This is a genomic window from Enterobacter sp. KB-280D8, from assembly GCF_041399405.1.
Classification (GTDB): domain Bacteria; phylum Pseudomonadota; class Gammaproteobacteria; order Enterobacterales; family Enterobacteriaceae; genus Enterobacter; species Enterobacter cloacae_N.
Window position 1 is genome coordinate 516,223 of sequence record NZ_JBGKEC010000001.1, and the last position, 23,395, is coordinate 539,617.

Annotated in this window: 23 protein-coding genes; 11 read left to right on the top strand and 12 right to left on the bottom strand. The window is 52.8% G+C overall.

Translation table 11 applies throughout. The features are described from left to right. Window positions 1-70 precede the first annotated feature (70 nt). Window positions 71-655, bottom strand: a complete 585-nt coding sequence (locus tag AB8818_RS02530) for an NUDIX domain-containing protein (RefSeq protein WP_192982316.1) — start codon at window positions 653-655, stop codon at window positions 71-73. Between the two features lie 86 nt (window positions 656-741). Between AB8818_RS02530 and AB8818_RS02535 the strand changes: the two genes are divergently transcribed. Then, entirely contained in the window at window positions 742-1,503 is a 762-nt protein-coding gene (locus AB8818_RS02535) for a DeoR/GlpR family DNA-binding transcription regulator (RefSeq protein WP_192982512.1), read from the top strand. 32 nt (window positions 1,504-1,535) lie between these two features. Here the strand turns inward: AB8818_RS02535 and AB8818_RS02540 are convergent, their stop codons facing one another. From AB8818_RS02540 to AB8818_RS02550, 3 genes are all read right to left on the bottom strand, one after another. Next, window positions 1,536-1,898, bottom strand: a complete 363-nt coding sequence (locus AB8818_RS02540) for a DUF4406 domain-containing protein (protein WP_316379145.1) — start codon at window positions 1,896-1,898, stop codon at window positions 1,536-1,538. A gap of 117 nt (window positions 1,899-2,015) precedes the next feature. Then, window positions 2,016-2,387 carry a VOC family protein gene (locus AB8818_RS02545; protein ID WP_163329408.1) on the bottom strand — a complete coding sequence of 124 codons (372 nt, stop codon included), beginning with the start codon at window positions 2,385-2,387 and terminating at the stop codon, window positions 2,016-2,018. A 100-nt stretch (window positions 2,388-2,487) separates the two neighbouring features. Beyond that, window positions 2,488-2,931, bottom strand: coding sequence for a PACE efflux transporter (locus tag AB8818_RS02550; RefSeq protein WP_080327072.1), 444 nt, complete (start codon window positions 2,929-2,931; stop codon window positions 2,488-2,490). Between the two features lie 375 nt (window positions 2,932-3,306). On the opposite strand from AB8818_RS02550, the gene AB8818_RS02555 reads away from it, so the two are divergent. Continuing rightward, entirely contained in the window at window positions 3,307-4,344 is a 1,038-nt protein-coding gene (locus AB8818_RS02555; RefSeq protein WP_192982314.1) for an aldo/keto reductase, read from the top strand. 69 nt (window positions 4,345-4,413) lie between these two features. On the opposite strand, the gene AB8818_RS02560 is transcribed toward AB8818_RS02555, so the two are convergent. Beyond that, window positions 4,414-5,361, bottom strand: a complete 948-nt coding sequence (locus AB8818_RS02560) for an aldo/keto reductase (protein WP_226857550.1) — start codon at window positions 5,359-5,361, stop codon at window positions 4,414-4,416. Window positions 5,362-5,641: 280 nt separating this feature from the next. Next, window positions 5,642-6,628 carry an aldo/keto reductase gene (locus AB8818_RS02565; RefSeq protein WP_192982309.1) on the bottom strand — a complete coding sequence of 329 codons (987 nt, stop codon included), beginning with the start codon at window positions 6,626-6,628 and terminating at the stop codon, window positions 5,642-5,644. Window positions 6,629-6,840: 212 nt separating this feature from the next. On the opposite strand from AB8818_RS02565, the gene AB8818_RS02570 reads away from it, so the two are divergent. Further along, window positions 6,841-7,749 carry a LysR family transcriptional regulator gene (locus AB8818_RS02570; RefSeq protein WP_116339872.1) on the top strand — a complete coding sequence of 303 codons (909 nt, stop codon included), beginning with the start codon at window positions 6,841-6,843 and terminating at the stop codon, window positions 7,747-7,749. A gap of 36 nt (window positions 7,750-7,785) precedes the next feature. On the opposite strand, the gene AB8818_RS02575 is transcribed toward AB8818_RS02570, so the two are convergent. Further along, the gene (locus tag AB8818_RS02575; RefSeq protein ID WP_116339870.1) at window positions 7,786-8,685 is read right to left on the bottom strand and encodes a LysR family transcriptional regulator; all 900 of its coding nucleotides are present in this window, start codon (window positions 8,683-8,685) and stop codon (window positions 7,786-7,788) included. 139 nt (window positions 8,686-8,824) lie between these two features. Between AB8818_RS02575 and AB8818_RS02580 the strand changes: the two genes are divergently transcribed. The 8 genes from AB8818_RS02580 to AB8818_RS02615 all read left to right on the top strand — a co-directional run bounded on the left by AB8818_RS02580 (window position 8,825) and on the right by AB8818_RS02615 (window position 15,319). Beyond that, entirely contained in the window at window positions 8,825-9,133 is a 309-nt protein-coding gene (locus AB8818_RS02580) for a hypothetical protein (protein WP_045413930.1), read from the top strand. Between the two features lie 8 nt (window positions 9,134-9,141). After that, window positions 9,142-9,831 (top strand): type 1 glutamine amidotransferase domain-containing protein, encoded by a 690-nt coding sequence (locus AB8818_RS02585; protein WP_116339868.1) that lies wholly within the window; start codon window positions 9,142-9,144, stop codon window positions 9,829-9,831. 84 nt (window positions 9,832-9,915) lie between these two features. Then, the gene (locus AB8818_RS02590) at window positions 9,916-10,863 is read left to right on the top strand and encodes an aldo/keto reductase (RefSeq protein ID WP_192982307.1); all 948 of its coding nucleotides are present in this window, start codon (window positions 9,916-9,918) and stop codon (window positions 10,861-10,863) included. A gap of 102 nt (window positions 10,864-10,965) precedes the next feature. Further along, the gene (locus tag AB8818_RS02595) at window positions 10,966-12,000 is read left to right on the top strand and encodes an amidohydrolase family protein (RefSeq protein WP_192982304.1); all 1,035 of its coding nucleotides are present in this window, start codon (window positions 10,966-10,968) and stop codon (window positions 11,998-12,000) included. A gap of 150 nt (window positions 12,001-12,150) precedes the next feature. After that, window positions 12,151-12,723 carry an NAD(P)H-dependent oxidoreductase gene (locus tag AB8818_RS02600; protein WP_192982302.1) on the top strand — a complete coding sequence of 191 codons (573 nt, stop codon included), beginning with the start codon at window positions 12,151-12,153 and terminating at the stop codon, window positions 12,721-12,723. 2 nt (window positions 12,724-12,725) lie between these two features. Then, entirely contained in the window at window positions 12,726-13,745 is a 1,020-nt protein-coding gene (locus AB8818_RS02605) for an aldo/keto reductase (RefSeq protein ID WP_192982299.1), read from the top strand. A 59-nt stretch (window positions 13,746-13,804) separates the two neighbouring features. Beyond that, the gene (locus AB8818_RS02610) at window positions 13,805-14,500 is read left to right on the top strand and encodes an antibiotic biosynthesis monooxygenase (protein ID WP_316387395.1); all 696 of its coding nucleotides are present in this window, start codon (window positions 13,805-13,807) and stop codon (window positions 14,498-14,500) included. Between the two features lie 15 nt (window positions 14,501-14,515). After that, complete coding sequence (locus AB8818_RS02615) at window positions 14,516-15,319, top strand: carboxymuconolactone decarboxylase family protein (protein ID WP_192982296.1); 804 nt, start codon at window positions 14,516-14,518, stop codon at window positions 15,317-15,319. A gap of 384 nt (window positions 15,320-15,703) precedes the next feature. Here the strand turns inward: AB8818_RS02615 and yjjJ are convergent, their stop codons facing one another. From yjjJ to AB8818_RS02640, 5 genes are all read right to left on the bottom strand, one after another. Beyond that, the gene (gene yjjJ, locus AB8818_RS02620; protein ID WP_192982294.1) at window positions 15,704-17,008 is read right to left on the bottom strand and encodes a type II toxin-antitoxin system HipA family toxin YjjJ; all 1,305 of its coding nucleotides are present in this window, start codon (window positions 17,006-17,008) and stop codon (window positions 15,704-15,706) included. A gap of 68 nt (window positions 17,009-17,076) precedes the next feature. Beyond that, entirely contained in the window at window positions 17,077-20,229 is a 3,153-nt protein-coding gene (gene silA, locus AB8818_RS02625) for a Cu(+)/Ag(+) efflux RND transporter permease subunit SilA (protein WP_192982506.1), read from the bottom strand. A 10-nt stretch (window positions 20,230-20,239) separates the two neighbouring features. Then, entirely contained in the window at window positions 20,240-21,490 is a 1,251-nt protein-coding gene (locus tag AB8818_RS02630; RefSeq protein WP_192982292.1) for an efflux RND transporter periplasmic adaptor subunit, read from the bottom strand. A gap of 11 nt (window positions 21,491-21,501) precedes the next feature. Further along, entirely contained in the window at window positions 21,502-21,843 is a 342-nt protein-coding gene (gene cusF / locus AB8818_RS02635) for a cation efflux system protein CusF (protein WP_192982290.1), read from the bottom strand. Window positions 21,844-21,866: 23 nt separating this feature from the next. After that, entirely contained in the window at window positions 21,867-23,252 is a 1,386-nt protein-coding gene (locus AB8818_RS02640; protein ID WP_192982288.1) for an efflux transporter outer membrane subunit, read from the bottom strand. Window positions 23,253-23,395 lie beyond the last annotated feature (143 nt).

The window sequence follows — 23,395 nt, forward strand, 5'->3', positions numbered from 1 at the left end:
CGTTTTGCGTGTTTCAGCAAGGATAGCACAGGCCGACACCTGCACCGGGGCAGGCGTCGAGAGCGGCAGGTTACAGAATGCCTTTTAGCGCAATATGATAGAGCAGCATGATGGTTTTTCCGTCGACGATCTTGCCCGTATCAATTGCCCGCAATGCCTCTTCAAAGGGCATTTCCAGTACGTCGATATCTTCTCCCTCCGCTTTGATACCGCCGCCTGCGCTGGTTTTGTCCTTCGGCTGATACTCGGCAAGATAGAAGTAGAGTTTCTCCGTGACGGAGCCAGGGCTCATATAGGCTTCAAAGATTTTCTGCACGCTCGACACGTTAAACCCGGTCTCTTCTTCCGCCTCTGCTTTAATGCGGCTTTCCGGATCCATGTTATCGAGCAGGCCGGCCGCCGCCTCAATCAGATCGTCCTCATGGCCATTAATAAAGACCGGGAAGCGGAACTGGCGGGTCAGAATCACCGTTTTTTTGTCACGGTTGTAGAGCAGGATCGTGGCGCCATTTCCCCGGTCATAAACTTCACGCGTTTGCCGCTGCCATTCGCCATCGCGTCTTTGCAGGTCAAACGTATATTTTTTAAGTAAGTACCAGTTATCGGACAGCGTTTCACTGTCAATGATGCGCACATCTGCACGTTTTGATTGCACGTTTCATCCTCCTTACGTAGAGTAACTATCAATAACAGCATTAGCGTGCAGTTTCAAGATTAAACATGCAACATCAGGAATCCATGATGCTCACCAGTCAGCGAAAACAATTGATCCTCGAAAAGCTCGGCACCGAAGGTCAGGTTCAGTCAAAAGCGCTAAGCGTTCTCTTCGACGTCTCTGAAGACACCATCCGACGCGATTTACGCGAGCTGGCGGCAGAAGGGCGTTTACAGCGAGTTCACGGCGGCGCGCTGCCGTCGTCTTCCGCTATTGTGCCTTTCGCGGAACGACAGTCCGTCAAAATGGATGCCAAAAGAAAGGTGGCGCAGAAGGGAGCGCAGCTGATCTCTTCGGGCCAGGTGGTGATCGTTGACGGAGGAACGACCACCTCAGAGCTGATCGCCTTCTTACCGCATGACCTGCGTATTACCGTGGTGACGCACAGTCCGAGCATTGCTCTGGGGCTTGTTAATCATCCTTACATCGAAGTGATTCTGATCGGAGGCCGTTTGTATAAGCACTCGATTGTGGCCGTCGGCGCGGCGACTATTGAAGGCATTGAGAACATTCATGCGGATCTGTTCTTTATGGGCGTGACCGGCATCCATCCGGAAGCAGGGCTGACGACCGGTGATTTCGAAGAGGCGTGCATCAAACGTGCATTTTCCGGCAGAGCCGCCGAAACGGTTGTCCTTGCGTCGCCGGAAAAAATAAACACGGCGTCATCATTTGTAATAGGCGATGTGTCCATGGCAAATACGATTGTCGTCGAAGGCGATACCGATCGTGGCTGGGTGAATGCGGTATCGGAAAAAGGGGTATCGATCGTGCTGGCTACCGCGTGAGCCAGCCAGAAAACTGGCTGGCGCGGGCAGCGTTAAGCCTGAGGAATGCTTTCAAGTGCGGTATAAATCGTGAGGCCGTGTTTACGGGCAACCTCTATGTCCATATCCGCGCCCTGAGACGCGCCGGCAATACGATAAATCGCATCGCATTTCGCGATGAGCCGGTGCGCAACGGGATACAGCATCGATTCTGCGACCTCATCGGCTACAGACTTCGAGCCCGCGGCCTTCGCCAGTGGAAGCGCCAGCCATTCACCAATCACCGGAACGTGGCCGAGCTGGTAAACGGCTAATGCAGCACGTTCAAGACGGGCAAGATTTTCATCAATGCGTGCCTGAACGCCTTCGGTTCCGCTGCGATAGGGGCCGGCAATCAAAATCAGCTGTTGCGTCATATTCACCTCGTTAAGTGTTTTTGCATGATGTTGCAGGTTTGCGTGTCACATTACGGGGATAATAATCGGCATTATCGTGCAATATCAAGCATTATCATGCATATTTACGAAGTTAAATTATTCCTCCTCGGGGGCATGGCATACCGCTTCGATATTATGACCGTCAGGCGCAATGACAAATGCTGCATAGTAATTTTTGCCGTAGGAGCGCAATCCCGGTGCGCCATTATCGCGTCCGCCTGCGCGCAACGCGGCATGGTAAAAGTCATTAACCTGCTGGCGTGTCGTGGCCACAAAGGCCAGATGAAGCGGAGCGGGTTTATCATTCGACTGAAAAAGGCAAAGAGAAACGTCGCCGGAACTCATTTCGACGCCATAGTCGGGAGAGCCTTCATCGACGAGTTCGACACCGAGCGGTTGAAGCGCCATGAGGAAGAAGGCTTTACTTTTCTCGTAATCGCTGACGCCGAATTTCACATGATCAAACATTATGGACTCCTCAAAAAGTGATAACGAAATGGGAAGTATAGAAAGAGAGTGGAGTCCAATGCGATCAAGGGGTTGTGAATGTGACCGATATCAAGATTCGCTACACAGCAGACCGTTTCCGCCCAACGAATGTCCAACGCAGGTAATCATAAAGCCAGTTAAAGAGCATCGTGTATGGCAGGAAAAATAGAACAAGGCCAATCTCAACAAAAAATGCCTCAGCGATCGTTAAATCCAGCATGAACATGGCTACAGGAATTAAGGAGACGATAAGGCCCGTTTCAAAACCAACCGCATGGATGGCGCGAACGAGGAATGTTCGTTGAAACTGATGTTTTTTCTGCAGGGAGTCAAAGAGCTTATTGAAGACAAAATTCCAGGCCGTTGCGGTAAGTGCGGATATCACGGACAACGAACCGGACTGGAGTACCGAAACGTTCATCAACCATGCAAGAGACAGTGCGATAATGACGTTGGCCGTCACTTCAAAAATGACAGCGTGGAAAATCCTTTCTTTAAAGCTTTTATCGAGTTCAATTTCCATAAGTCTGCGGGAGCGGTGGTCAAAGGCTTGAGTATATCAAACGTTTTTTAACCTTGTATAAACGTAGAAGTTGGCAGCTCACAGGCTTTCTATAACCAGGGCAATCACGACCGTAGAAAGGCAGATTTCCCCTGCCTTCACATTAGTGCGCATAATGTATATTATGTTAAATGACATCTGATAGTTAATCACGAGCCGATACATCAATCTGTTTCTAATTCTGACCTCCCTCTCGCTTCTCGTCTTTCACTGTCGATTACGACGATTTGTGAAAAAAACTCAAAACACCATTCGATGGCGCATGCTGTTTCCCTTCATGTCTGTGCAATACCCTGTCACATACAGAATTGCTGGCAATAAAAGAAGGAACACAGAATGAAGTATGTGAATCTGGGTCGTAGCGGTTTGCAAGTCTCCCGTCTTTGTCTCGGTTGTATGAGCTATGGTGAACCTGAACGTTTGCCTCAACCCTGGTCCCTGGATGAAAAGGCGTCACGTCCGCTCATTCGTCAGGCGCTTGAAGCGGGCATTAATTTTTTTGATACCGCGAATATCTACTCGGGCGGAAGTTCTGAAGAGATCACTGGAAAAGCGCTGAGAGAAATGGCCAGACGCGATGAGATCGTTGTGGCGACAAAGACCTTCTTTCCGTGGCGCAACTCACCCAATACCGGGTTTCTTTCCCGCAAGGCCATTTTTCAGTCTATTGACGATAGCCTGATGCGCTTAGGTATGGATTATGTGGATCTCTTTCAGATTCACCGCTTTGACCACTCCACGCCTGTTGAAGAGACCATGGAGGCTCTGCATGACCTCGTTAAATCAGGAAAAGTACGTTACATCGGCGCATCATCTATGGAAGCCTGGCGCTTTGCAAAAATGCAGCATACTGCAGAGCGTAACGACTGGACCCGATTTATTACGATGCAACCGCAATACAACCTGCTTTACCGGGAAGAAGAGCGCGAGATGTTGCCCCTGTGTGAAGACCAGGGCGTTGGTGTGATCCCCTGGAGTCCGATGGCACGCGGCAGGCTCACGCGCGACTGGAGTGTCACGTCCCGACGAACGCAAAACGATGCCTTTGCGTTAAAAATGTATGAGAACGCAGCCCTTCTGGATAAGCCCGTTATTGATGTCGTTGCCAGAATTGCCGAAAAGCACGATGTGCCAAGAGCCCATGTTGCAATTGCCTGGTTGCTATCAAAAACGGTCATCACAGCACCGATCGTAGGCGCGACGAAACCAGAACATCTTTCTACGGCTATCAGCGCGCTGGACTTTTCACTTAGCGATGCCGAAATCATGGAACTCGAGGCACACTATCTGCCGCACCCCGTCGACGGGATCATTCCCCCGCTTCCGGATACGCCACCTTCACTCACGCCGCCTTCAGCAATACTGGACTGTTAATGCCCTACCCTGGCCCGGCGTTGCCGGGTCTACCTGGCCACTGATGTGAAAAAAGGTGGCCATCACCATTTAACTTTTATCAAACTGACTTTCGGTAAACGGATCTGCGCGACCGCCCTGCAATGGGATCCTGGCAAGCGCTGCATCGATTTCGCGTAACTCGCTGTCCGTCAACCGGACTTGCGGTGCACCGCAATTTTCTATCAGGTGCGGATATTGCGTCGTACCCGGGATAGGGACAATCCATGGCCGCTGTGCCATCACCCAGGCCAGCGCGAACTGAACCGGAGTGGTGTTTTTGCGACGGGCCCACGACTGCGCGAATTCAAGCAGTACCATGTTTTTGGCCAGTGCATCTGGCTGGAAGCGTGGCAGGTTATGCCGCCTATCTGTGCTGTCGAACCGCTGGCTTGGATTGACTGCCCCGGCAAGGAAACTCCGGGCGGTCGGGCAGTAAGGTACAAAGCCGATACCCAGCTCTTCGAGCGTTGGAAATATCCGCGTCTCCGGTTCACGCCACCACATGGCATACTCACTCTGTACTGCAGTCACAGGGAGTACCGCATGTGCGCGGCGGATTGTCCTGGCACTCGCTTCCGACAATCCCCAGTGTTTCACTTTACCCTCCTGGATCAACGCCTTCACGGTTTCCGCCACATCCTCAATCGGCACATTCGGATCGGGGCGATGCTGATAAAGAAGATCGATGTGGTCCGTTTTCAGACGCTTTAGCGAGCCCTCTACGGCACGGCGAATATGGTCAGGATGGCTGTTGAGTGAGGTTGGCTTCCCCTCCTCCACGCCGAAACCGAACTTAGTGGCAATCACCACACGATCGCGAACGGGGGCCAGTGCTTCCCCGACAAATTCTTCACTGAGATGGGGGCCATACACCTCGGCAGTATCAAAGAACGTGATGCCTTGTTCGAAGGCGGCCCGGATGAGCGAAACCATGGCTTTACGATCGCGCGGACCACCGCCGTAATACCCCACCATAGGCAGACACCCGAGTCCCATGCTGGAAACCTCCAGCGAGCCGAGTTTACGCGTGGTTAAGGTCTCCTTCTGGACGGGAACAGCATCCGAAGGGGCGCTCGACGTGTCCTGACCAGCCGGTTTAGCCATCACGGCTCCGCTCCTGCCAAGGGTGGTAGCGGCCAACGCCAGACCGGCGCCGGCGATCAGAAAATTGCGACGATCCCGGGAAGCGGGTACGGAAGCAGAATGCTGGTCATGCATCATCTTGCTCATAAACTGGAACTCCCTATAGCGAAGAAAGGATTCATTAATTTGGGCATTACCAGGCATAAGCCTGGGGCGCTTCTCCCCCGGGGCCGGGCCAGATTTCGTTGAGACAGCTCATGGTGTCGTCTGATAGCGTGATTGTCGTTGCGTGAAGCGCCTCCCGGAGTTGTTCCGCCGTACGAGGCCCGATAAGTGGAGCAGTAACGACAGGATTCTGCAGGAGCCACGCAAGCGCCACATCGGAAGGGGTTTCGCCGAGGTCCTCACATAATCCTTCGTAGGCTTCCAGCTGCGGACGATACTGTTCGATTAGACGGGCAAACGCGGGCCTCGCACGGCGCCCGCTGGCCATCTTTTTCAGTACGCCGCCAAGCAACCCTCCGGCAAGTGGACTCCAGGGAATCAGTCCCAGGCCAAAATGACGGCATGCGGGAATGACCTCCAGCTCAACAGTTCGGGCAGTCAGATTGTAGAGACTTTGCTCAGCAACCAGGCCCAGGGAATGACGGGCCGTGGCAACTGACTGCGCAGTCGCAATGTCCCAGCCTGCGAAATTGCTGCTACCGATATAAAGCACTTTTCCCTGCTGAACAAGGAGCTCCATGGCCTGCCAGACCTCTTCCCATGGTGTATAACGATCGATGTGATGCATCTGATAGACGTCAATATGGTCGGTCTTAAGCCGTCGCAAACTGTCCTCGCAGGCCTTGCGAATATGGTAAGCAGAAAGACGGCGATCGTTCGGACCTGGTCCCATAGGCTGATAGGCTTTCGTCGCCAGAACGATACGGTCACGGCGGCCACCCTGCTGGAGCCAGCGACCAATAATCTCTTCGGACAGCCCCGAACCTTGCTGGATATCGGGTGATTGCTCGGTGCCATACACGTCTGCTGTATCAATGAAATTGATACCCGCCTCAAGCGCTTCATCCAGAATGCGGGCGCTGGTTTTCTCGTCGGTGACGTCACCAAAATTCATGGTTCCGAGACAAAGGCGGCTGACTTTCAGGCCGGTGCGGCCAAGATGCGTATAGTTCATACACGGCTCCGTTAGGTGAATATTCCGCCCTGACCGACGGCCAGAGCGCATAATTTTCAAGAATAACGAAGCACAACGTGTTCAGTGAGAGGCGATGAGTGGATGGACTTGTGAAATAAATTCAGCAACGGATTAGCGCTAATCGGTCTATGGTGTATATCATTTTCGTATCAACGCATTCGGGCCTTAACGCACAAGGAAAACGATTCTGTATGCAAATAAGCAGAGCTGATGTCGCCGATCTCATTTATTTCATGGCTATTGCACGTCATCGCAGTTTCAGCCGTGCGGCGATTGAATTAGGTGTCAGTGCATCAGCGCTTAGTCATGCCCTGAAGGGATTGGAAACAAGGCTCGGGGTTCGCCTCCTTAATCGCACGACCAAGAGCGTTACCCCTACGGCTGCAGGTGAAGAACTGGTTCAGTCTGTCCTTCAGCCTTTCGACAAGATAGAAGGCGCGCTTGAATCGCTTAACCGGTATCGTAATACGCCTACCGGGCGTATCCGCATCAATGCTGCCGTTGAAGCAGCCAATCTTTTGCTTGCACCGGTTATGCCCGCTTTTATGGATCGCTATCCCGATATTGAAATCGATATTGTTGCCAGCAACCGTATGGTTGACGTCACTGATGCGGGCTTCGATGCCGGTATCCGCTATGGTGGCACCGTTCCGGAAGACATGGTTGCCCGGCGTTTATCTGCCGATATTCGCTGGGTTATCGCAGCATCCCCCGACTACCTTGAACGCTACGGAACGCCTGAACATCCGGATGATTTATTACACCATCGCTGTATAAGCAATCGTCTCGGCGACGATCGGATTTATCGCTGGGAACTTGAACGAAACGGCGAAACGTACCAAATCACTGTGCCTGGCTCAGTGACGGTCAACCAGGCAGAAACGGGTCTTGTGGCCGTATTAGGCGGGGCCGGCCTGATGTATTTTCCGGAGCCTCTTGTTGCACCCTATGTGAAGGATGGTCGGCTCCGCCTGGTGCTTACGGAATGGTCCCCGCTGGAGGAAGGTTTTTATATCTATTATTCAAGCCGCCGGCAACTGCCGACCGGGCTTCGCCTTCTGATTGAGTTCATACAGGAGGCCAGGCCACTGGGGTTGTGAAATAGCGCTTCCATACGGGACGATGCGTTATCGTCTTTATCGCCCCGTAGCGGATATCAGAAAATCAATCAGGGCCTTCACTCTTTTCGTTTTACCCGCGTTTTTGGGGTAATAGAGATAGACTGGCGGGTAGGTTTTCCAGTAACTCTCCATCACGGGGATAAAGTGCTCTCTGTCGGGCTGTAACTGCCAGATGGGTTCAAACAGGCGTCCAATTCCCAGTCCGTTACGGATCCCGTCAGCCATAACGTCGATATCGTTACTGATTAACTGCCCGGGCATCTCAACCGTCAACTGCTCTCCGTGGTCGTTCAGGATCAACGGAAGGATGCGGTTGTTAGTAATAAAACGGTAGCCAATCAGCTTGTGTTGACTGAGGTCAGCCGGCACCTCGGGCATTCCATACTCGCGAATATAAGCTGAGGATGCATATAACCCTTCACGAAAGGGTTTCATTAACGGCCGCGCCACCACCCCACCTTCGAGAATATCGCCAAAACGGATCCCAAGGTCAAAACGCTCTTCGATGATATTCACGGTACCGTCGTAAACCGATATTTCCAACTGTATACCCGGGTATTGCTGACAGAATTCCGCCATTGCAGGCTTGAGAATTAACAGATAGGCAAAACGCGAGAGCGTAATTCTCACCACACCAGAGGGCTCCTGATTCTGGTCGCGAATGCTTTCAAGCGAATTTTCCAGCGACTCCACCGCCGCGGCGGTCTGTTCCAGCAACAGCTGCCCGGTTTCCGTCAGCTCAATACGGCGGGTCGTACGCACAAAAAGCGGATGGCCAATATGCTCTTCCAGCAATTTAAGCGCATTGCTGACGGAGGGAGGCGTAATTTCCAGTTTTCTTGCGGCTGCCGAAATATTGCCCTCACGTGCAATGCTCTGAAAGATGCGTATCTGGTTATACAGGGCGTTATTCATAATGTGTTCCTTAAGCAATCACTGCTTAATTATTAAGTACAGCCTAAAGATGCTTAAGTCAATGCCCCTCTAATCTTCGTGAAATTCGCCTCTTATACTTTTATCTCTTTCTACAACAACCTGAGTTCAGGAGACTATGATGCGAATTTTATGTCTGGATATCCCCGCACCTGGAGCATCGCTGGAAAAATATGCTCCACACCTTAACGCTGAAGCGCTGCACGCCTGGGGATTGTATAAATCCGGCTTCATCCGCGACATTTACTTCCGTCAGGACAGACCTGGCGTCGCTATTTTTCTTGAATGTGACTCTGTCGATGAAGCGATGAACGTAATGGCCGAATTCCCGCTGGTAAAAGCAGGCTTATTAAGCTTTGAGTGCATTCCGCTTGGCTCCTTTATTAACTGGGAAAATCTCTTTGCCGCTGAATTTAAAAATAAAGAGTGAGGCCCGATATGAAACCTGCAGATAAACCCGTGCTGTGTGTCGTTTCCAGCCATCCGATTAAAGGCGCATCCGGTGTACCAACCGGTTTTTTCCTGGCTGAGCTGACGCATCCGCTGAAAGTACTGGAAGATGCCGGACTAAAAACGACGATAGCCAGCATTCGCGGGGGACAGCCGCCGGTGGATGGATTTGACCTCAGTGACTCTGTCAACGCCTGGTTCTGGAACGAAACCGATTTTCAGCAGCGCCTGGCCACAACGCCTTCGTTATCCGAGCTGAACGGTACCGATTACAGCGCCGTTTTCTTTGCGGGCGGGCATGGAACCATGTGGGATTTCCGCGACAGCCAGGATGCCCAGCGTATTATCCGCGAAGTGTATGAAAGTGATGGGATTGTCTCAGCCGTCTGCCACGGACCTGCGGCACTGGTTGACGCAAAGCTCAGCAGCGGCGAATACCTGGTGAAAGGCAAAAACGTGGCGGCCTTTACCAACAAGGAAGAGGAAGAAGTTCACACCACAGATGTGGTTCCCTTCCTGCTTGAGACTGCACTCCGCGAGCATGGCGCGCTTCATCATGAGGCCCCGAACTGGTCTGAAAACGTGGTTACCGACGGACGCCTTATCACGGGGCAGAATCCCGCTTCAGCGCACGGTGTGGGTGTGGCGCTGTTAAATGCCCTTCGCCAGCCAACTTAATTCATTCATCTGTCTTTCATCGTTACTCACCCTCTTTGGCCGGTTTAAGTCAGCAACGTTCCGGCCTTTTTACAGGAGCTGAATATGAAAACACTACCTTCCGTCGCGCTGGGCACATGGTCCTGGGGCACAGGCTTCGCCGGTGGCGACACCGTCTTCGGCAATCATCTTTCTGATACTCAGATGGCAGACGTGTTCACCACGGCCATGAGTAAGGGTCTGAATCTCTGGGATACCGCAGCAGTATATGGCATGGGGAGTTCCGAGGCAGCGTTGGGAGCATTAGTCCGTCAGTTCCCCCGCGAGGATATGATTTTATCCACCAAATTCACGCCGCAGATTGCGAACGAACAGTCAGCGCAGCCTGTCAGCGATATGCTTGAGGCCAGCCTCGGACGTCTGGGTGTGGACGCGATTGATATCTACTGGATCCACAATCCCCTCGACGTTGAGAAATGGACGCCAGGACTGATCCCACTATTACAAAGCGGTAAGGTAAAACGCGTAGGTGTTTCCAACCACAATCTGGCACAAATCAGACGCGCCAACGAAATCCTTAACGCTTCCGGTTATTCCCTCAGTGCAGTACAGAATCATTACAGCCTGCTCTATCGCGCTTCTGAAGAGGCCGGGATCCTTGATTATTGCCGACAAAATAACATCACGTTCTTTGCTTACATGGTCCTGGAGCAAGGCGCGCTCAGCGGTCGTTATGATTCAAATCATCCCATGCCTGCCGGGAGTGGCCGGGCCGAAAGTTATAACGAAGTACTGCCGCAGATAGAAAGATTAACCGCCGCCATGAAAAAAATGGGAACCGAAAGGAATGCCAGCGTGGCACAGATAGCCATCGCATGGGCTATTGCAAAAGGTACCCTTCCCCTCGTTGGTGCGACTAAAGTCCATCACGTTCTGGACGCCGCCTGCGCTTCAGACATCCAGTTACGCGATGAGGAAATCATCCTGCTGGAACAACTCGCCACAGAGACCAGAGTGGATACACGAGGCGCCTGGGAAAAACCGATGGTGTAAACCCTGTCCGGGACAGACTGCCATGAATGACACTCACGAACGGGCTGTTCCGGGCGATCCTAATCTGCATCACTTTTACTGCTTTGTATGAAGGGTGAGAATATGAAAATCATTTGCCTCGAAGAACATTATCTCGACAGCGAGTTAGGGCGAGCGTGTATGCCTGTTGCGCTTGAGCAGGCACCTTTCCTTGGCGACTGGGGGAAAACCGTCGCTGATGGTCATAATCCTGACCGAAGCCGGCCGCAGATAGAAAAGAATGCGCTGATAAACGCGAAAGGCGCTGATTTGGGAGGCAGCCGCCTCAGGGATATGGATGAGGCTGGAATTACCCTGCAGATCCTCTCTGTGGGCGGATTCCCCCAGCTGGCTCCCGGTGATAAAGCGGTAACATTAAATACGGCGGCAAACGACCGCCTTGCCGGGGCGGTAAGAAATCATCCGGATCGCTTCGCGGCATTTGCCACACTTCCCTGGGCACAGCCGGAAGAGGCTGAAAAAGAGCTTGTCCGCGCAGTTGAAAAACTGGGGTTTAAGGGGGCTCTTCTGAATGGCCGACCCTCTTCATGCTTTCTCGATCATCCTGACTATGACTCCCTGCTTTCCCGCTTTAATAAACTGAATGTGCCACTCTATCTTCATCCCGGATTACCGGTTAAAAGCGTGCAACAGGCCTACTTCACGGGCTTCAATGCAGAGGTCAACGCCCGGCTCTCCATGTTTGGCTGGGGCTGGCATCACGAAGCCGGGATCCATTTGTTACGGCTGATGTTATCGGGCGCATTTGATAAATATCCCCACCTGCAGGTAATCAGTGGCCACTGGGGGGAGATGCTGCCCTTCTGGCTGCAGCGTCTTGATGACAGCCTTCCGCTGGCTGCAACGGGTCTGTCACGCACGCTAACGAGAACCTTCCAGGAGCACGTTTACGTTACCCCGTCAGGTATGCTGACACTGCCGCACTTCCAGTTTATCTACGCGTTAATGGGGGCAGACAGGATCCTGTTCTCCGTTGATTACCCCTATCAGACCCTGGACGGTGTAAAAACATTTATCGACAGTCTGCCCGTCAACAAGGCTGAAAAAGAGGCCATCGCGTTTCGCAATGCAGAACGTTTACTGGGCATCACGGCGTAGTTCACGGGTTCATGATGACCGGGCACAATGAAATCCGTCGACCATTATTAGTTTTTGTCTAAAAGTGAATGAGCCTTTACTGCTCTAAAAAAAATAATGGTGTCACTCTATACTGGGTTAAAAATCCACCAGCCTCTTTAACGTATTGAAATGAAAAATATCCTTGTTATTTCAGGTCATCCTGAGCTGAACCATTCCGTCGCCAACGCCACTATCCTTGATGAAGTGGCAACCGCCCTTCCCGATGCTGAAATTCGTCGTCTGGACTGGCTCTATCCGGACGGCAAATTCAATATCGCTGCGGAGCAGGAAAGCCTGCTCAGGGCCGATGTGATTGTCTGGCAGTTTCCTTTTTCCTGGTATGGGCTGCCCGGGTTAATGAAACAATGGCTGGACGAGGTCTTTGTCCACGGCTTCGCGCATGGCTCAACGGCGAAACTGGGCGGTAAAAAGCTGATCCTCTCCTTCACTACAGGGGCGCCACAGGCGCTCTATACCGCTGAGGGTTTCTTTTGCCATGCCATTGAAGAGTATCTTATTCCGTTCGAGACCACGGCAAAACTGTGCAATCTTGAGCTGCTGGCGCCGGTTTATACCTGCGGTATCAGCTATGCCGACCGGGATGCCGACAAAATCGCGCAGCATAAAACGCTTGCCCGGGAACATGCTTCAAGGCTTGTCGATCTGCTCAATTCCGTCGTGAATAATCCAGAGGGAGAATAACGATGCAGTATACCCGGCTCGGTAAAAGTGACTTACTGGTCTCCCGCATCTGTATGGGATGTATGGGGTTTGGCGACCCGTTAACGGGCCAGCATCGCTGGACGCTGGACGAAACAGCAAGCCGGGACATCATCCGCTACGGTCTCGAAAAGGGTATCAATTTTTACGATACCGCCATCGCCTATCAGAACGGCTCCAGTGAGCGATACGTTGGCCGGGCGCTGCGGGAGATGGCAAAACGCGAGGATGTGGTGCTGGCCACCAAGTTTCTGCCGCGAACCGCCGCGCAAATTGCCGCGGGGATCGGCGGAAAAGAGGCAATAGCCCGATCGCTCGACCAGAGCCTGCAGAATCTGGGGATGGACTACATCGACCTCTACATCTACCACATCTGGGATTACAACACGCCCGTTATTGAGGTGATTGAAGCGCTTCATGCCGCCGTTACTGCGGGCAAAGTGCGCGCTATTGGTATTTCCAATTGCTATGCCTGGCAGCTGGCGAAAGCGAACGCCCTTGCCGAACGCGAAGGGCTGACGCCCTTTGTTTCCGTGCAAAGCCACTACAACCTGATTATGCGTGAAGATGAACGAGAGCTCTTCGGTCTGTGCGCTGAAGATGATATCGCCATGACCCCCTATAGCGCGCTGGCCAGCGGTCGTCTCTCCCGGAAAGAAGGCCACACGCGGCGAGCCACGGAGGATGATTATGCGCGCGGGAAATATGACAGCACGGCTGAACAGGATCGGCTCATTATTGAGCGTGTCGCCGAACTTGCTGAACGACATCAGGTGTCCTTGACGGAAATCTCACTCGCCTGGCTGCTGACAAAAGTCACGTCACCTGTCGTAGGGGCCACAAAAAAAGATCACGTCGATGGCGCGGTAAACGCCGTAAATCTTCAACTGAGCCCGCAGGAAATCCGGTTTCTGGAAGAAACCTACCAGCCGCACGTTCTGACGGGGATCATGGCGCAAAACACGCCGCAAACGAAAGACGTTAAGCAGGTCTGGACGCGGTAGCAAACAGTAATTTTAGTAAAAGGATCAACGTGAAAAAGCCCCTTATGTTTTTAATTTGTATGCTAATAAGCAGCCCTGTCTTTGCAACAAAACCGGACACGCAGAATAAGCCCGTGATGAATATCTTCGAGCTTGGCGTCAGACCCGATCGGGACAAAGTTTTTGCAGACGTGGCCAGGCAGACGATTTCCGCTTCGGTTGATCATGAAGCAGGTACGCTGGCGATGTACGCCCTGCAACGAAGCGACAATCCACGTCAGGCATTCATGGTCGAACTCTATGAAAACGAGCGTGCTTACCGCAAACATCTGAATGCTGAACCGTACAAGGCATTCGCTGCCCTGGCACCTGACATTATCGATCGGAAAAATAAAATCACTCTGGAGCCCCAATTTCTGGGGGACAAACACATCCTACCGAATGAGCGAACCATTAATAATCTGGTGATCGTTGAGGTAAAGCCTGAATTTCAGACCGAATTTAAAAACATCGTTCTGCCTGAAATGGCTGAGTCGCTCAACGTTGAGAAAGGCGTGTTAGCCATGTATGCCGCTACAGACTCACAGACGCCAAACCGCTGGTATTTCTATGAGGTTTACGCCAGTGAGGAAGCGTATCAACTGCACCGACAAACGCCACACTTCCGGGACTATCTCAGGCAAACGGCGCATATGAGCGCCAGTAAGGACGCTATCCCGGTAAAACCGGTATTTCTTCATAACAAAGGCGGAATCACACAGGATCCGCACCGTTGACCAGTGAGGATTAACATGAAAAGCGTAATTGCAGTGGCGGCCATGTCGCTTGTTATTTCTGATTTTGCTAATGCTGAGGAAACAAGAGGTAAAGCTATGATGAAAATTGAACCTTCAGCGACTCCTGAAGCTGATATTCGTTCTGTCTCACCGGCTCTTGCCCGCTTTGGTCGAGAAGCTATTACTGAAGATCTGTGGACACGCGATGCCCTCTCGCCCAGAGATCGTAGTATGGTGACCGTCGCCATGCTAATTGCCAGAAACCAGCCTGGCGACCTTAAGCACTATATAGACATTGCCCTTGATAATGGCGTTACGCCAGCGGAATTGTCAGAAATCATTACCCATCTGGCGTTCTACTCAGGTTGGCCAAATGCAATGTCAGCCGTCAGCGTGACCAAAGCAGTATTTGAATCTCGTGGCGTCACGGCAGATGCACTTCCTGAAGCTTCTCCGGACCTGCTTCCTCTCAATCAGGAAGCAGAAAAGCAGCGTTCAGAGACAGTGGAAAAAAACGTGGGACCGATATCACCTGGTCTGGTTAAATTTACTGCTGACCCACTGTTCCTGGATCTCTGGCAAAGACCCGCGCTGAAACCCCGCGACAGAAGCCTGATTACGGTCAGCGCGTTAATCGCATCTGGACAGAGCGCGCAGATTGGCTATCACCTCAACAGAGCGATGGATAATGGACTTTCTGCTGAGGAAGCTGGGGAGATCGTTACCCAAGCCGCGTTTTACGCTGGCTGGCCAAACGCATTTACCGCTGCTCCTGTTGTCGGAGAGGTATTAAGCAATCGCTCATCGAGTAAAAGGTAATATTACTTAACACGAAAACCTGAAGTACATCATAAAATTAGAACGAACAATTCATGAACTAACAGACGTAACATCGAGTGATTTCTGGACAGCGTTTAACACAGTTATGAACTAAAACTGAGTTCATAACTGTGAGTTTGAATTGCCATTTGATTAATATCCATTTAAAACGGTTTGTTATACTGTTTCTGGTGCTGAAGTAAATTATGTATATTCCTCAAACCCAGAATAGTTAAATCAAATATGGCCGTTACCCTAACCTCAATTCCTTCAGTTGCATCCTGGGTTTATCCATAAGAAACACCCTCTTCCTTAGCTGATCGGGAAAACTCGCGATGCACACATGCCGCACTAAGTATGCACCCCGTAAAAATACCGCGCTCATTATCCAAGACGCGACACCTTTAATCTCGCCTCGTCCAGATGGCTGCGCAATGCGGCAAGACATGGCGCAAAATTGGCCGAAAAACGGCTGCAACCGGTGGCCAGTGTATAAAAGCGCTCGGCCAGCGCCAGTGCTTCATGCCAGGTTTCTCCCGCGATCGCGTCAATAAGCATGGCCGGACGCAGCGTATTCACCAGTGCGCCTCCTGATTTCGGGGCAAATCCCATGGGCAGCATGTCATAGGCTGGCGCAAGATCATATGGCCGTCCATGGGAACTGATAAACGACAGATTTCCATGGTGCATGTCGGTATTGCCGATCAGCATGCCAAACGCCCAAAGCCGTGAGGTGCGGGCGACCGCATCCGGGTGAACGCAGCCCTGATTTGCCAGCTCATTAACCAGAACTGGCCAGGCCTCTCTTGCCCGGCCGACAAATTCCGCCTCAAGCGCACGTAAAGAAAAAAGCCCCTTACGACCAAGCGGCCCCGTACGGTCGAACCGTGGGATTTCAAGGAAGCGCTGTCCTCCAAAATCAAACACCTCTGTTTCGACGCCAAGCACGCTCAGCGCCAGATGTTCCGCCAGCAGCAAATCTCGCCAACGTTCACTTACAGGGTTATCGTCAGGTGCCGTGAATTTCACAATGACGTGGCCACGTTCTGTATAAGTACAGAATTTCGGCTGCTCACCGCCAGCAGAGGAACCCGGTACATCGCCGGCGCTCACGGCCTGCGCCAACGACGGGTATGCGGTTGCCCGGTCCACTGCAACAGGAGACGGCATCTCTATAAAATGATTCCGCGCCTGCTCACCGATTAGCAGGTTGCCCACCGCATCGTGTCCATGAGCCAGCAAGGCCCTGATAACCTCAGTGTCGCTCCAGTTCTCAGGATTCGGCGGCAGGCCCAGCTCGGATGAAAACCGGGAGGCATACGCGCGGCCAAGGTATCCCTGAGGCCGCATGTCAAACAACCACCACGGCAACCCATCGCTATGGAGGCATATATTATCCGCTTGCTCCATTACAAATCCGTCGGGATAAACCGGAATGAGTTTACCCAGCGATTTAACCTGACCCTCTTCCGATATTCGGTAGACAGGAGCCGAACTGAATCCACGATGCGTATCCCGAAGCACATAGTGAATAGATGGACCAGCGCCAATGCGAACAACCTCATCGCCAAGCGCTTTAATCGAACGCGAAACAGTAGGCTGACTAATACCCATAATATCAGTGAGTTGCTTTACCGATACAGGGCCTTGTCTCAGCAATTGTCGTAGCGTTTCGGATCGATTTATCATGGCATTGAATAGCTTTATGAATAGGTTATTGAATAGCTAATTTATCAGGTATTAACTCCCCTGTCATCTCAACAAATGGCTGTGTTTGTTTTATACCTGCGCAACCAAATCAACTTATACGCCGCAGGAATAATAAACAGCGACAGCAGCGGCGCCGTGATCATCCCGCCAATCATAGGCGCCGCTATCCTGCTCATGACCTCTGACCCGGCACCGGTTCCCCAGAGAATGGGCAGCAGACCGGCAATAATCACCGCCACGGTCATCGCCTTCGGCCGCACGCGCAGCACGGCGCCATGATAAAGCGCGTCATCAAGCTCCTGCTCGGTGAACGTGTCCCGATGGGACAACGCCGGATTCTCCTCAATGGCATGACGTAAATACATCAGCATGACCACCCCAAACTCTGCCGCGACCCCCGCCAGAGCGATAAACCCGGTGCCGGTTGCGACAGACATGTGGAAGCCCTGCCAGTACAGGAACCAAATGCCTCCGACCAGGGCGAACGGCAGACTCATCAGGATTAGCAACGCTTCTTCCACGCGACGGAACGCCAGATACAGCAGAATAAAGATGATCATCACCGTCATCGGCACCATCAGCTTCAGCTTCTTGTTGGCATGTTCGAGGAGCTCAAACTGGCCGGAGAATGACACGCTGGTTCCCGGCTTCAGCTTCACGTTCTGGCTGATGGCCGTCTTCATGTCGTTCACCACCGACACCATATCCCTGCCACGGGCATCGATGTAAATCCAGCTGGCAGGACGCGCATTCTCCGTTTTCAGCATGGTCGGGCCAGATACGACCTTAATATCAGCCACATCGCCCAGCGTGATCTGCTGTTTCATCGGCGTCAGGATCGGCATCTGCTTCAACGCGTTCGGGCTGTTCCGGTAATCCTGAGGATAGCGAATATTAATCGGGTACCGGGCAACGCCCTCCACAGTTTCACCCACCGTCGCCCCGCCGATGGCCGAGGAGACAAACAGCTGCACGTCACCCACCGTCATTCCGTAGCGGGAGGCTTTTTCCCGGTTGATATCGACATCAATGTAGCGCCCGCCCTCCAGACGTTCAGCCAGGGCAGACACCACGCCCGGCACGGTTTTCGCTACCGTCTCGATGCTTTGCGCCGTCGCGTCGATATCAGACAACACGGTACCGGACACCTTGATACCAATCGGGCTTTTGATCCCGGTGGAAAGCATGTCTATCCGATTGCGGATCGGCGGAACCCAGAGATTCGCCAGACCGGGCAACCGAACGGTCTTGTCGAGCTCGTCAATAATCTTGTCAATCGTCATGCCGGACCGCCACTCATTCTCAGGCTTGAGCTGAATGGTGGTTTCCACCATTTCGAGCGGCGCGGAATCCGTAGCCGTTTCGGCTTTACCCGTCTTGCCGAAAACTGAGGCCACTTCAGGCACGGTTTTAATTAACTTGTCCGTGGTCTGTAACAGTGCGGCCGCTTCTGCCGGAGAAACGCCCGGCAATGTTGAGGGCATATACAGCAGATCGCCTTCGTTGATCTTCGGTAAAAACTCGCCGCCCACCTGGCTGAGCGGCCAGATCACCGTGAGGATCGATAAGGCTGCGACTAACAGCGTTGTTTTTGGCCAGTGAAGAACCCTGATAAGCAACGGGTGATAGGCTTTAATCAGCAGCCTGTTCAATGGGTTACTGGTCTCAGCGGGAATCTTGCCCCTGATCCAGAACCCCATCAAAATAGGAATAACAATGATGGCAAGCGCAGCCGCGCCCGCCATGGAGTACGTTTTGGTGAAGGCCAGCGGACCAAACAGCCGCCCTTCCTGTCCCTCCAGGGTGAAAATGGGAATGAATGACAGGGTGATGATCAGCAGGCTGATAAACAGCGCGGGGCCAACTTCGACAGAGGCGTTGGTAATCACCTTCCAGCGCGTGGCGTTATCAATCTGCTCTCCCGGATGCTGGTGATCCCACTCTTCTAACCGCTTGTGCGCGTTTTCAATCATGACGATAGCGGCATCCACCATCGCGCCGACCGCAATGGCAATGCCTCCCAGGGACATAATATTGGCGTTCAGCCCCTGGAAATGCATGACGATAAAGGCAATACACAGGCCCAGCGGCAGAGAGACAATCGCGACCAGCGCAGAGCGAACGTGCCACAGGAACAGCGCGCAGACAATGGCCACCACGATAAACTCTTCGAGCAGCCTGGAACTCAGGTTGTCGATTGCCCGGTCGATCAGTTGGCTGCGATCGTAGGTGGTCACAATCTCAACGCCTTGCGGCAGGCTGGCCTTCAGCGTCTCCAGCTTATCTTTTACCGCCGTAATGACTTCACGCGCGTTTTTGCCCGAACGCAGGATCACCACACCACCAGCGACTTCCCCCTGCCCGTTCAGCTCCGCAATACCGCGCCGCATTTCCGGTCCCGCCTGTACGCGGGCAACATCACGAAGGTAAATCGGTACCCCGTTCTCTCCGGTTTTCAGGACAATGTTATTGAAATCATCCAGAGTCTGCAGATAACCGCTGGCCCGGACCATATACTCCGCTTCCGCCATTTCAACTGACGATCCTCCCGCCTCCTGGTTAGACGACTCAAGGGCCTGCTTAACCTCAGGCAGGCTAACGCCGTACTGAGCCAGTTTTAACGGATTGACCTGAATCTGATACTGCTTAACTACGCCGCCCACCGACGCCACTTCAGCCACGTTCGGGATTGTTTTCAGTTCAAATTTCAGGAACCAGTCCTGCAGCGAGCGCAACTCTGCGAGATCGTGTTTTCCGCTGCGATCCACCAGCGCATACTCGAATATCCAGCCCACGCCCGTGGCATCAGGGCCGATTTCAGAGCTCACGCCCGCAGGCAGTTTGCCCTGAACCTGATTCAGATACTCCAGCACGCGGGACCGGGCCCAGTACAGATCGGTGCCGTCTTCAAAAATGACATACACGTACGAATCGCCAAACTGCGAAAAACCGCGCACGGTCTTTGCGCCGGGCACGGAGAGCATGGTGGTAGTCAGTGGATAGGTCACCTGGTTTTCAACAATCTGCGGTGCCTGGCCGGGATAGCTGGTTTTGATAATCACCTGAACGTCAGAGAGATCGGGCAAGGCATCGACCGGGGTGTTGATGATGGTCCATGTCCCCCAGACGCTGAGGAACAGCGCCCCCATCATGACCAGGAAACGGTTGGCGACTGACCGCCGGATAATCCATTCAATCATCATCGTCTCCTTAATGGCCGGAATGCGCGCCGTCAGCAGCTTCAGCGTGACGCATGCGCTCCAGCGCGCCGGTAATATTGGCCTCCGAGTCAATCAGGAACAGGCCGCTGACCACGACTGAATCCCCTTCATTCAGGCCAGAGCCAATGCCGGACTGCTGCTGAGATTCGTGCAGAACGTGGATCCTTTTCGGGACAAAATTCCCGTCCGCATCTACCGTAATAACGCGCTGTTCTTTGCCAGTATCGATAACGGCCTGGGAGGGGATCAGCAGCATCTCCTGACTTTGGGTATTCAGCTTCAGGTAGGCGTTCATGCCCGGTTTCAGCAGCTCGTCCTTGTTAGAGACCTGCAGGCGAACCTGCAGCGTGCGGGTGGTCTGGTCCACGCTCGGCAGAAGACTCCATTTTTCAACCGGGAAGGTTTTATCCGGATAAGCCGGTACCGAAACAGCAAACTGCGAGGTATCTTTCAGCAGATAAGCAATGGATTCAGGCACTGCCGCGCCGATCCAGACCGGATCCATCCCCTGAATTTGCGCCACTACCTTATCTTTGGAAATATTCATACCGGTACGCAGGTCAAAAGCCGTGATCACTCCGTCGATCGGCGCCTTGATGGTAAAGCGGGTCTGGATCGTTCGGGTGGCACGCAGCCTCTGAATATCCTCATCCGGCATACCCGCCAGGCGAAGACGTTCCAGAACGCCTTTTATTTGCGTCGGCGTTCCGCCGGTGCCGGATAACAGCAGAAACTCGCTCTGCGCCTCTACCCAGTCAGGAATGGTAATATCAATAAGTGGCGTGCCTTTCTTCACCTTATCGCCCGTCGTCAGCGGGTACACTTTCTCCACGAAGCCTTCCGCGCGCGCCTGCACAATGACGAACTGATAGTCGTTATAGCTAACGTTAGCCGGGATGGTCTGAGCATAATTCAGCGTTCCGCGCGTCACCTTTTGCGTTTTTAATCCGAGGTTCTGAACCTGGGTCGGGTCAATACGGATACCGACACTGATTTTATTGTCGTTTTCATCCGCATATTTCGGCACCAGATCCATATCCATAAACGGCGATTTACCGGGCTTATCGAATTTCACGTCGGGCTTCATCGGGTCATACCAGAAAAGCACCTTTCTTTCTGGTGCGCTATTTTCTGTTTTTTCAAAGGAATGAATAGCCTGCCAGGCCGTCACCGATATCAGCCCTCCCGCAATTAGGCTGCTGACTATCATGGCAGCATATTTTATTTTTAATGAGGCCATGCTGTTTCTCGCTATTTAATGCTCTTCAGTAAAGAGATATTGCCCTGCTGAATAAACGAAAAATCAACGTGACTGCCGACTTTTAAGGCATTGATACTCTCATCAGCCTGAATAAAGGTGAAACGCATGGTCATCGCGGGCCAGCCAATCGCCGGGATGGCTTCATGAGAAATCGTCACTTTTTTGTTCGTGAGATCAATGTCCTTCACGATACCGGTCCCGGTGATGAGCTGCTCTGAGGTCCCTTCACTGGCAGCACTGACCATCTCGTGCTGATGAACCTCAGCCTGGAGGCTGGCAGAAAACACAATAGAGACCGCACCGAATACAACGGCTTTAAGTGAATTACGCATTTTTATTTTCCTCTTTAATGAAGTTATTCAACCCAACCGCCGCCGAGCGCGGTGAAGTGATTAATCTCATTCACCTGGCGGGCGTAAATAAGGTCGAGAATGGTTTGCTGCGTGGAGAAAAGAGAACGTTCCGCGTCGAGCACCTCGATATAGCTGACCACACCGCTGGAATATAATCCTCTGGCCCGCTGCAGGGTAATTTGCAGCGAATCAAGATAACGCTGCTGCGCTTCAACTTGCTGATTAATGCTGTCCCGCAGCGCGAGCGCGTCGGCAACCTGTTTGAAGGCGGACTGAATTTTTTGTTCGTAATTCACAACCGACTGCTGCTGGCGAATCTCGGCCAGCTTCAGGTTGGCCTTATTCCTGCCCGCATTAAAAATGGGAATTTCGATTTTAGGAATAAAATTCCACATCCCGCTCCCTGACGTGAACAGGCTGGACAACTCCGTGCTGCCGGTTGAAAGCCCGCTGGTCAGCGAAATGGACGGGAAAAAAGCAGCACGTGCCGCGCCGATATTGGCATCGGCCGCTTTAAGCTGATACTCCGCCTCCATAATATCCGGGCGTTGCAGCAGTATCGCGGAGGAAAGATGGGGAGGTAGTTTTACCGGCGCAACGTCGCTGGCGTTCATGCTGCCGTCGCCCGGCAGCGCGCGATACGTGCCGAGGAGCAGCTGCAGGGCATTATTGGCCTGCGCCAGCTCCCCCTCTCTTTTGGCAATCTCTGCCTGCGTGCTTTCGATCTGTCCCCGGGCCTGTTCCAGCGCCAGGACGTTCGTGCTGCCCGTCACCAGCTGCTGCTCAACGAACGCATAGGAGTGCTGATAATTGGCCAGCGTATCCCGCGCAATACGCAGCTGTTTATACGCCAGTTGCTGGTTGAAATAGCTCTGCGACACATTAGAGACGAGCAGGATATGCACCGCGCGACGGGCCTCTTCGCTGGCAAAATAGTTTTGTCGATCGGCCTCGCTCATGTTTTTCAGCTTGCCGAAAAAGTCGAGCTCGTAGCTAAGCGCTAGCCCCGCGTCATACTGTTGTGAAGTGGGTTTGTCACTTTTCAGCCCGCCGCTGTACGTGATGCCCAAGGAGGCATTCAGTTGAGGATAACGATCCGCATCCGTCACGTTTAACTGTGCCCGGGCTTCCTCAACCTTCAGGGCGGCCATTTTTATATCCCGGTTGTTCTTCAGGGCTTCTGTAATCAGCCCGGCGACCTGGGGATCGACAAAAAAGCGTCGCCAGCCGGTGTCCTGGTACCCCGCCGCCGCGGGCATCAGGCCGTTACGGGAAAGCGAAAACTGCTGGGGTACCGGTGCTTCCGGCCGCTGGTATTCAGGCGCCAGCGAGACGCAGCCTGCCAGAATAAATACCGTACTGATGCTTAGTCGTTTTAACAGGAACATAACGGTTTAAATGAAGTCCAGAGTAGTTTTAGGGTTACTCTACGGAACGCATCCTGTTTGACGGGTGACAGGATAATGACAATGTTGTCATTTTTAGCGTAAGTCATTGTTAACGGTCGCAGGCTCACTAGAATGTCGTCAGC

What these genes read in the sequence shown, in the direction of transcription:
- AB8818_RS02535 (WP_192982512.1), top strand. Translation starts at nt 742, where the DNA reads ATGCTCACCAGTCAGCGAAAACAATTGATCCTCGAAAAGCTCGGCACC.
- AB8818_RS02540 (WP_316379145.1), bottom strand. Translation starts at nt 1,898, where the DNA reads ATGACGCAACAGCTGATTTTGATTGCCGGCCCCTATCGCAGCGGAACC.
- AB8818_RS02545 (WP_163329408.1), bottom strand. Translation starts at nt 2,387, where the DNA reads ATGTTTGATCATGTGAAATTCGGCGTCAGCGATTACGAGAAAAGTAAA.
- AB8818_RS02550 (WP_080327072.1), bottom strand. Translation starts at nt 2,931, where the DNA reads ATGGAAATTGAACTCGATAAAAGCTTTAAAGAAAGGATTTTCCACGCT.
- AB8818_RS02555 (WP_192982314.1), top strand. Translation starts at nt 3,307, where the DNA reads ATGAAGTATGTGAATCTGGGTCGTAGCGGTTTGCAAGTCTCCCGTCTT.
- AB8818_RS02560 (WP_226857550.1), bottom strand. Translation starts at nt 5,361, where the DNA reads ATGGGACTCGGGTGTCTGCCTATGGTGGGGTATTACGGCGGTGGTCCG.
- AB8818_RS02565 (WP_192982309.1), bottom strand. Translation starts at nt 6,628, where the DNA reads ATGAACTATACGCATCTTGGCCGCACCGGCCTGAAAGTCAGCCGCCTT.
- AB8818_RS02570 (WP_116339872.1), top strand. Translation starts at nt 6,841, where the DNA reads ATGCAAATAAGCAGAGCTGATGTCGCCGATCTCATTTATTTCATGGCT.
- AB8818_RS02575 (WP_116339870.1), bottom strand. Translation starts at nt 8,685, where the DNA reads ATGAATAACGCCCTGTATAACCAGATACGCATCTTTCAGAGCATTGCA.
- AB8818_RS02580 (WP_045413930.1), top strand. Translation starts at nt 8,825, where the DNA reads ATGCGAATTTTATGTCTGGATATCCCCGCACCTGGAGCATCGCTGGAA.
- AB8818_RS02585 (WP_116339868.1), top strand. Translation starts at nt 9,142, where the DNA reads ATGAAACCTGCAGATAAACCCGTGCTGTGTGTCGTTTCCAGCCATCCG.
- AB8818_RS02590 (WP_192982307.1), top strand. Translation starts at nt 9,916, where the DNA reads ATGAAAACACTACCTTCCGTCGCGCTGGGCACATGGTCCTGGGGCACA.
- AB8818_RS02595 (WP_192982304.1), top strand. Translation starts at nt 10,966, where the DNA reads ATGAAAATCATTTGCCTCGAAGAACATTATCTCGACAGCGAGTTAGGG.
- AB8818_RS02600 (WP_192982302.1), top strand. Translation starts at nt 12,151, where the DNA reads ATGAAAAATATCCTTGTTATTTCAGGTCATCCTGAGCTGAACCATTCC.
- AB8818_RS02605 (WP_192982299.1), top strand. Translation starts at nt 12,726, where the DNA reads ATGCAGTATACCCGGCTCGGTAAAAGTGACTTACTGGTCTCCCGCATC.
- AB8818_RS02610 (WP_316387395.1), top strand. Translation starts at nt 13,805, where the DNA reads ATGCTAATAAGCAGCCCTGTCTTTGCAACAAAACCGGACACGCAGAAT.
- AB8818_RS02615 (WP_192982296.1), top strand. Translation starts at nt 14,516, where the DNA reads ATGAAAAGCGTAATTGCAGTGGCGGCCATGTCGCTTGTTATTTCTGAT.
- yjjJ (WP_192982294.1), bottom strand. Translation starts at nt 17,008, where the DNA reads ATGATAAATCGATCCGAAACGCTACGACAATTGCTGAGACAAGGCCCT.
- silA (WP_192982506.1), bottom strand. Translation starts at nt 20,229, where the DNA reads ATGATTGAATGGATTATCCGGCGGTCAGTCGCCAACCGTTTCCTGGTC.
- AB8818_RS02630 (WP_192982292.1), bottom strand. Translation starts at nt 21,490, where the DNA reads ATGGCCTCATTAAAAATAAAATATGCTGCCATGATAGTCAGCAGCCTA.
- cusF (WP_192982290.1), bottom strand. Translation starts at nt 21,843, where the DNA reads ATGCGTAATTCACTTAAAGCCGTTGTATTCGGTGCGGTCTCTATTGTG.
- AB8818_RS02640 (WP_192982288.1), bottom strand. Translation starts at nt 23,252, where the DNA reads ATGTTCCTGTTAAAACGACTAAGCATCAGTACGGTATTTATTCTGGCA.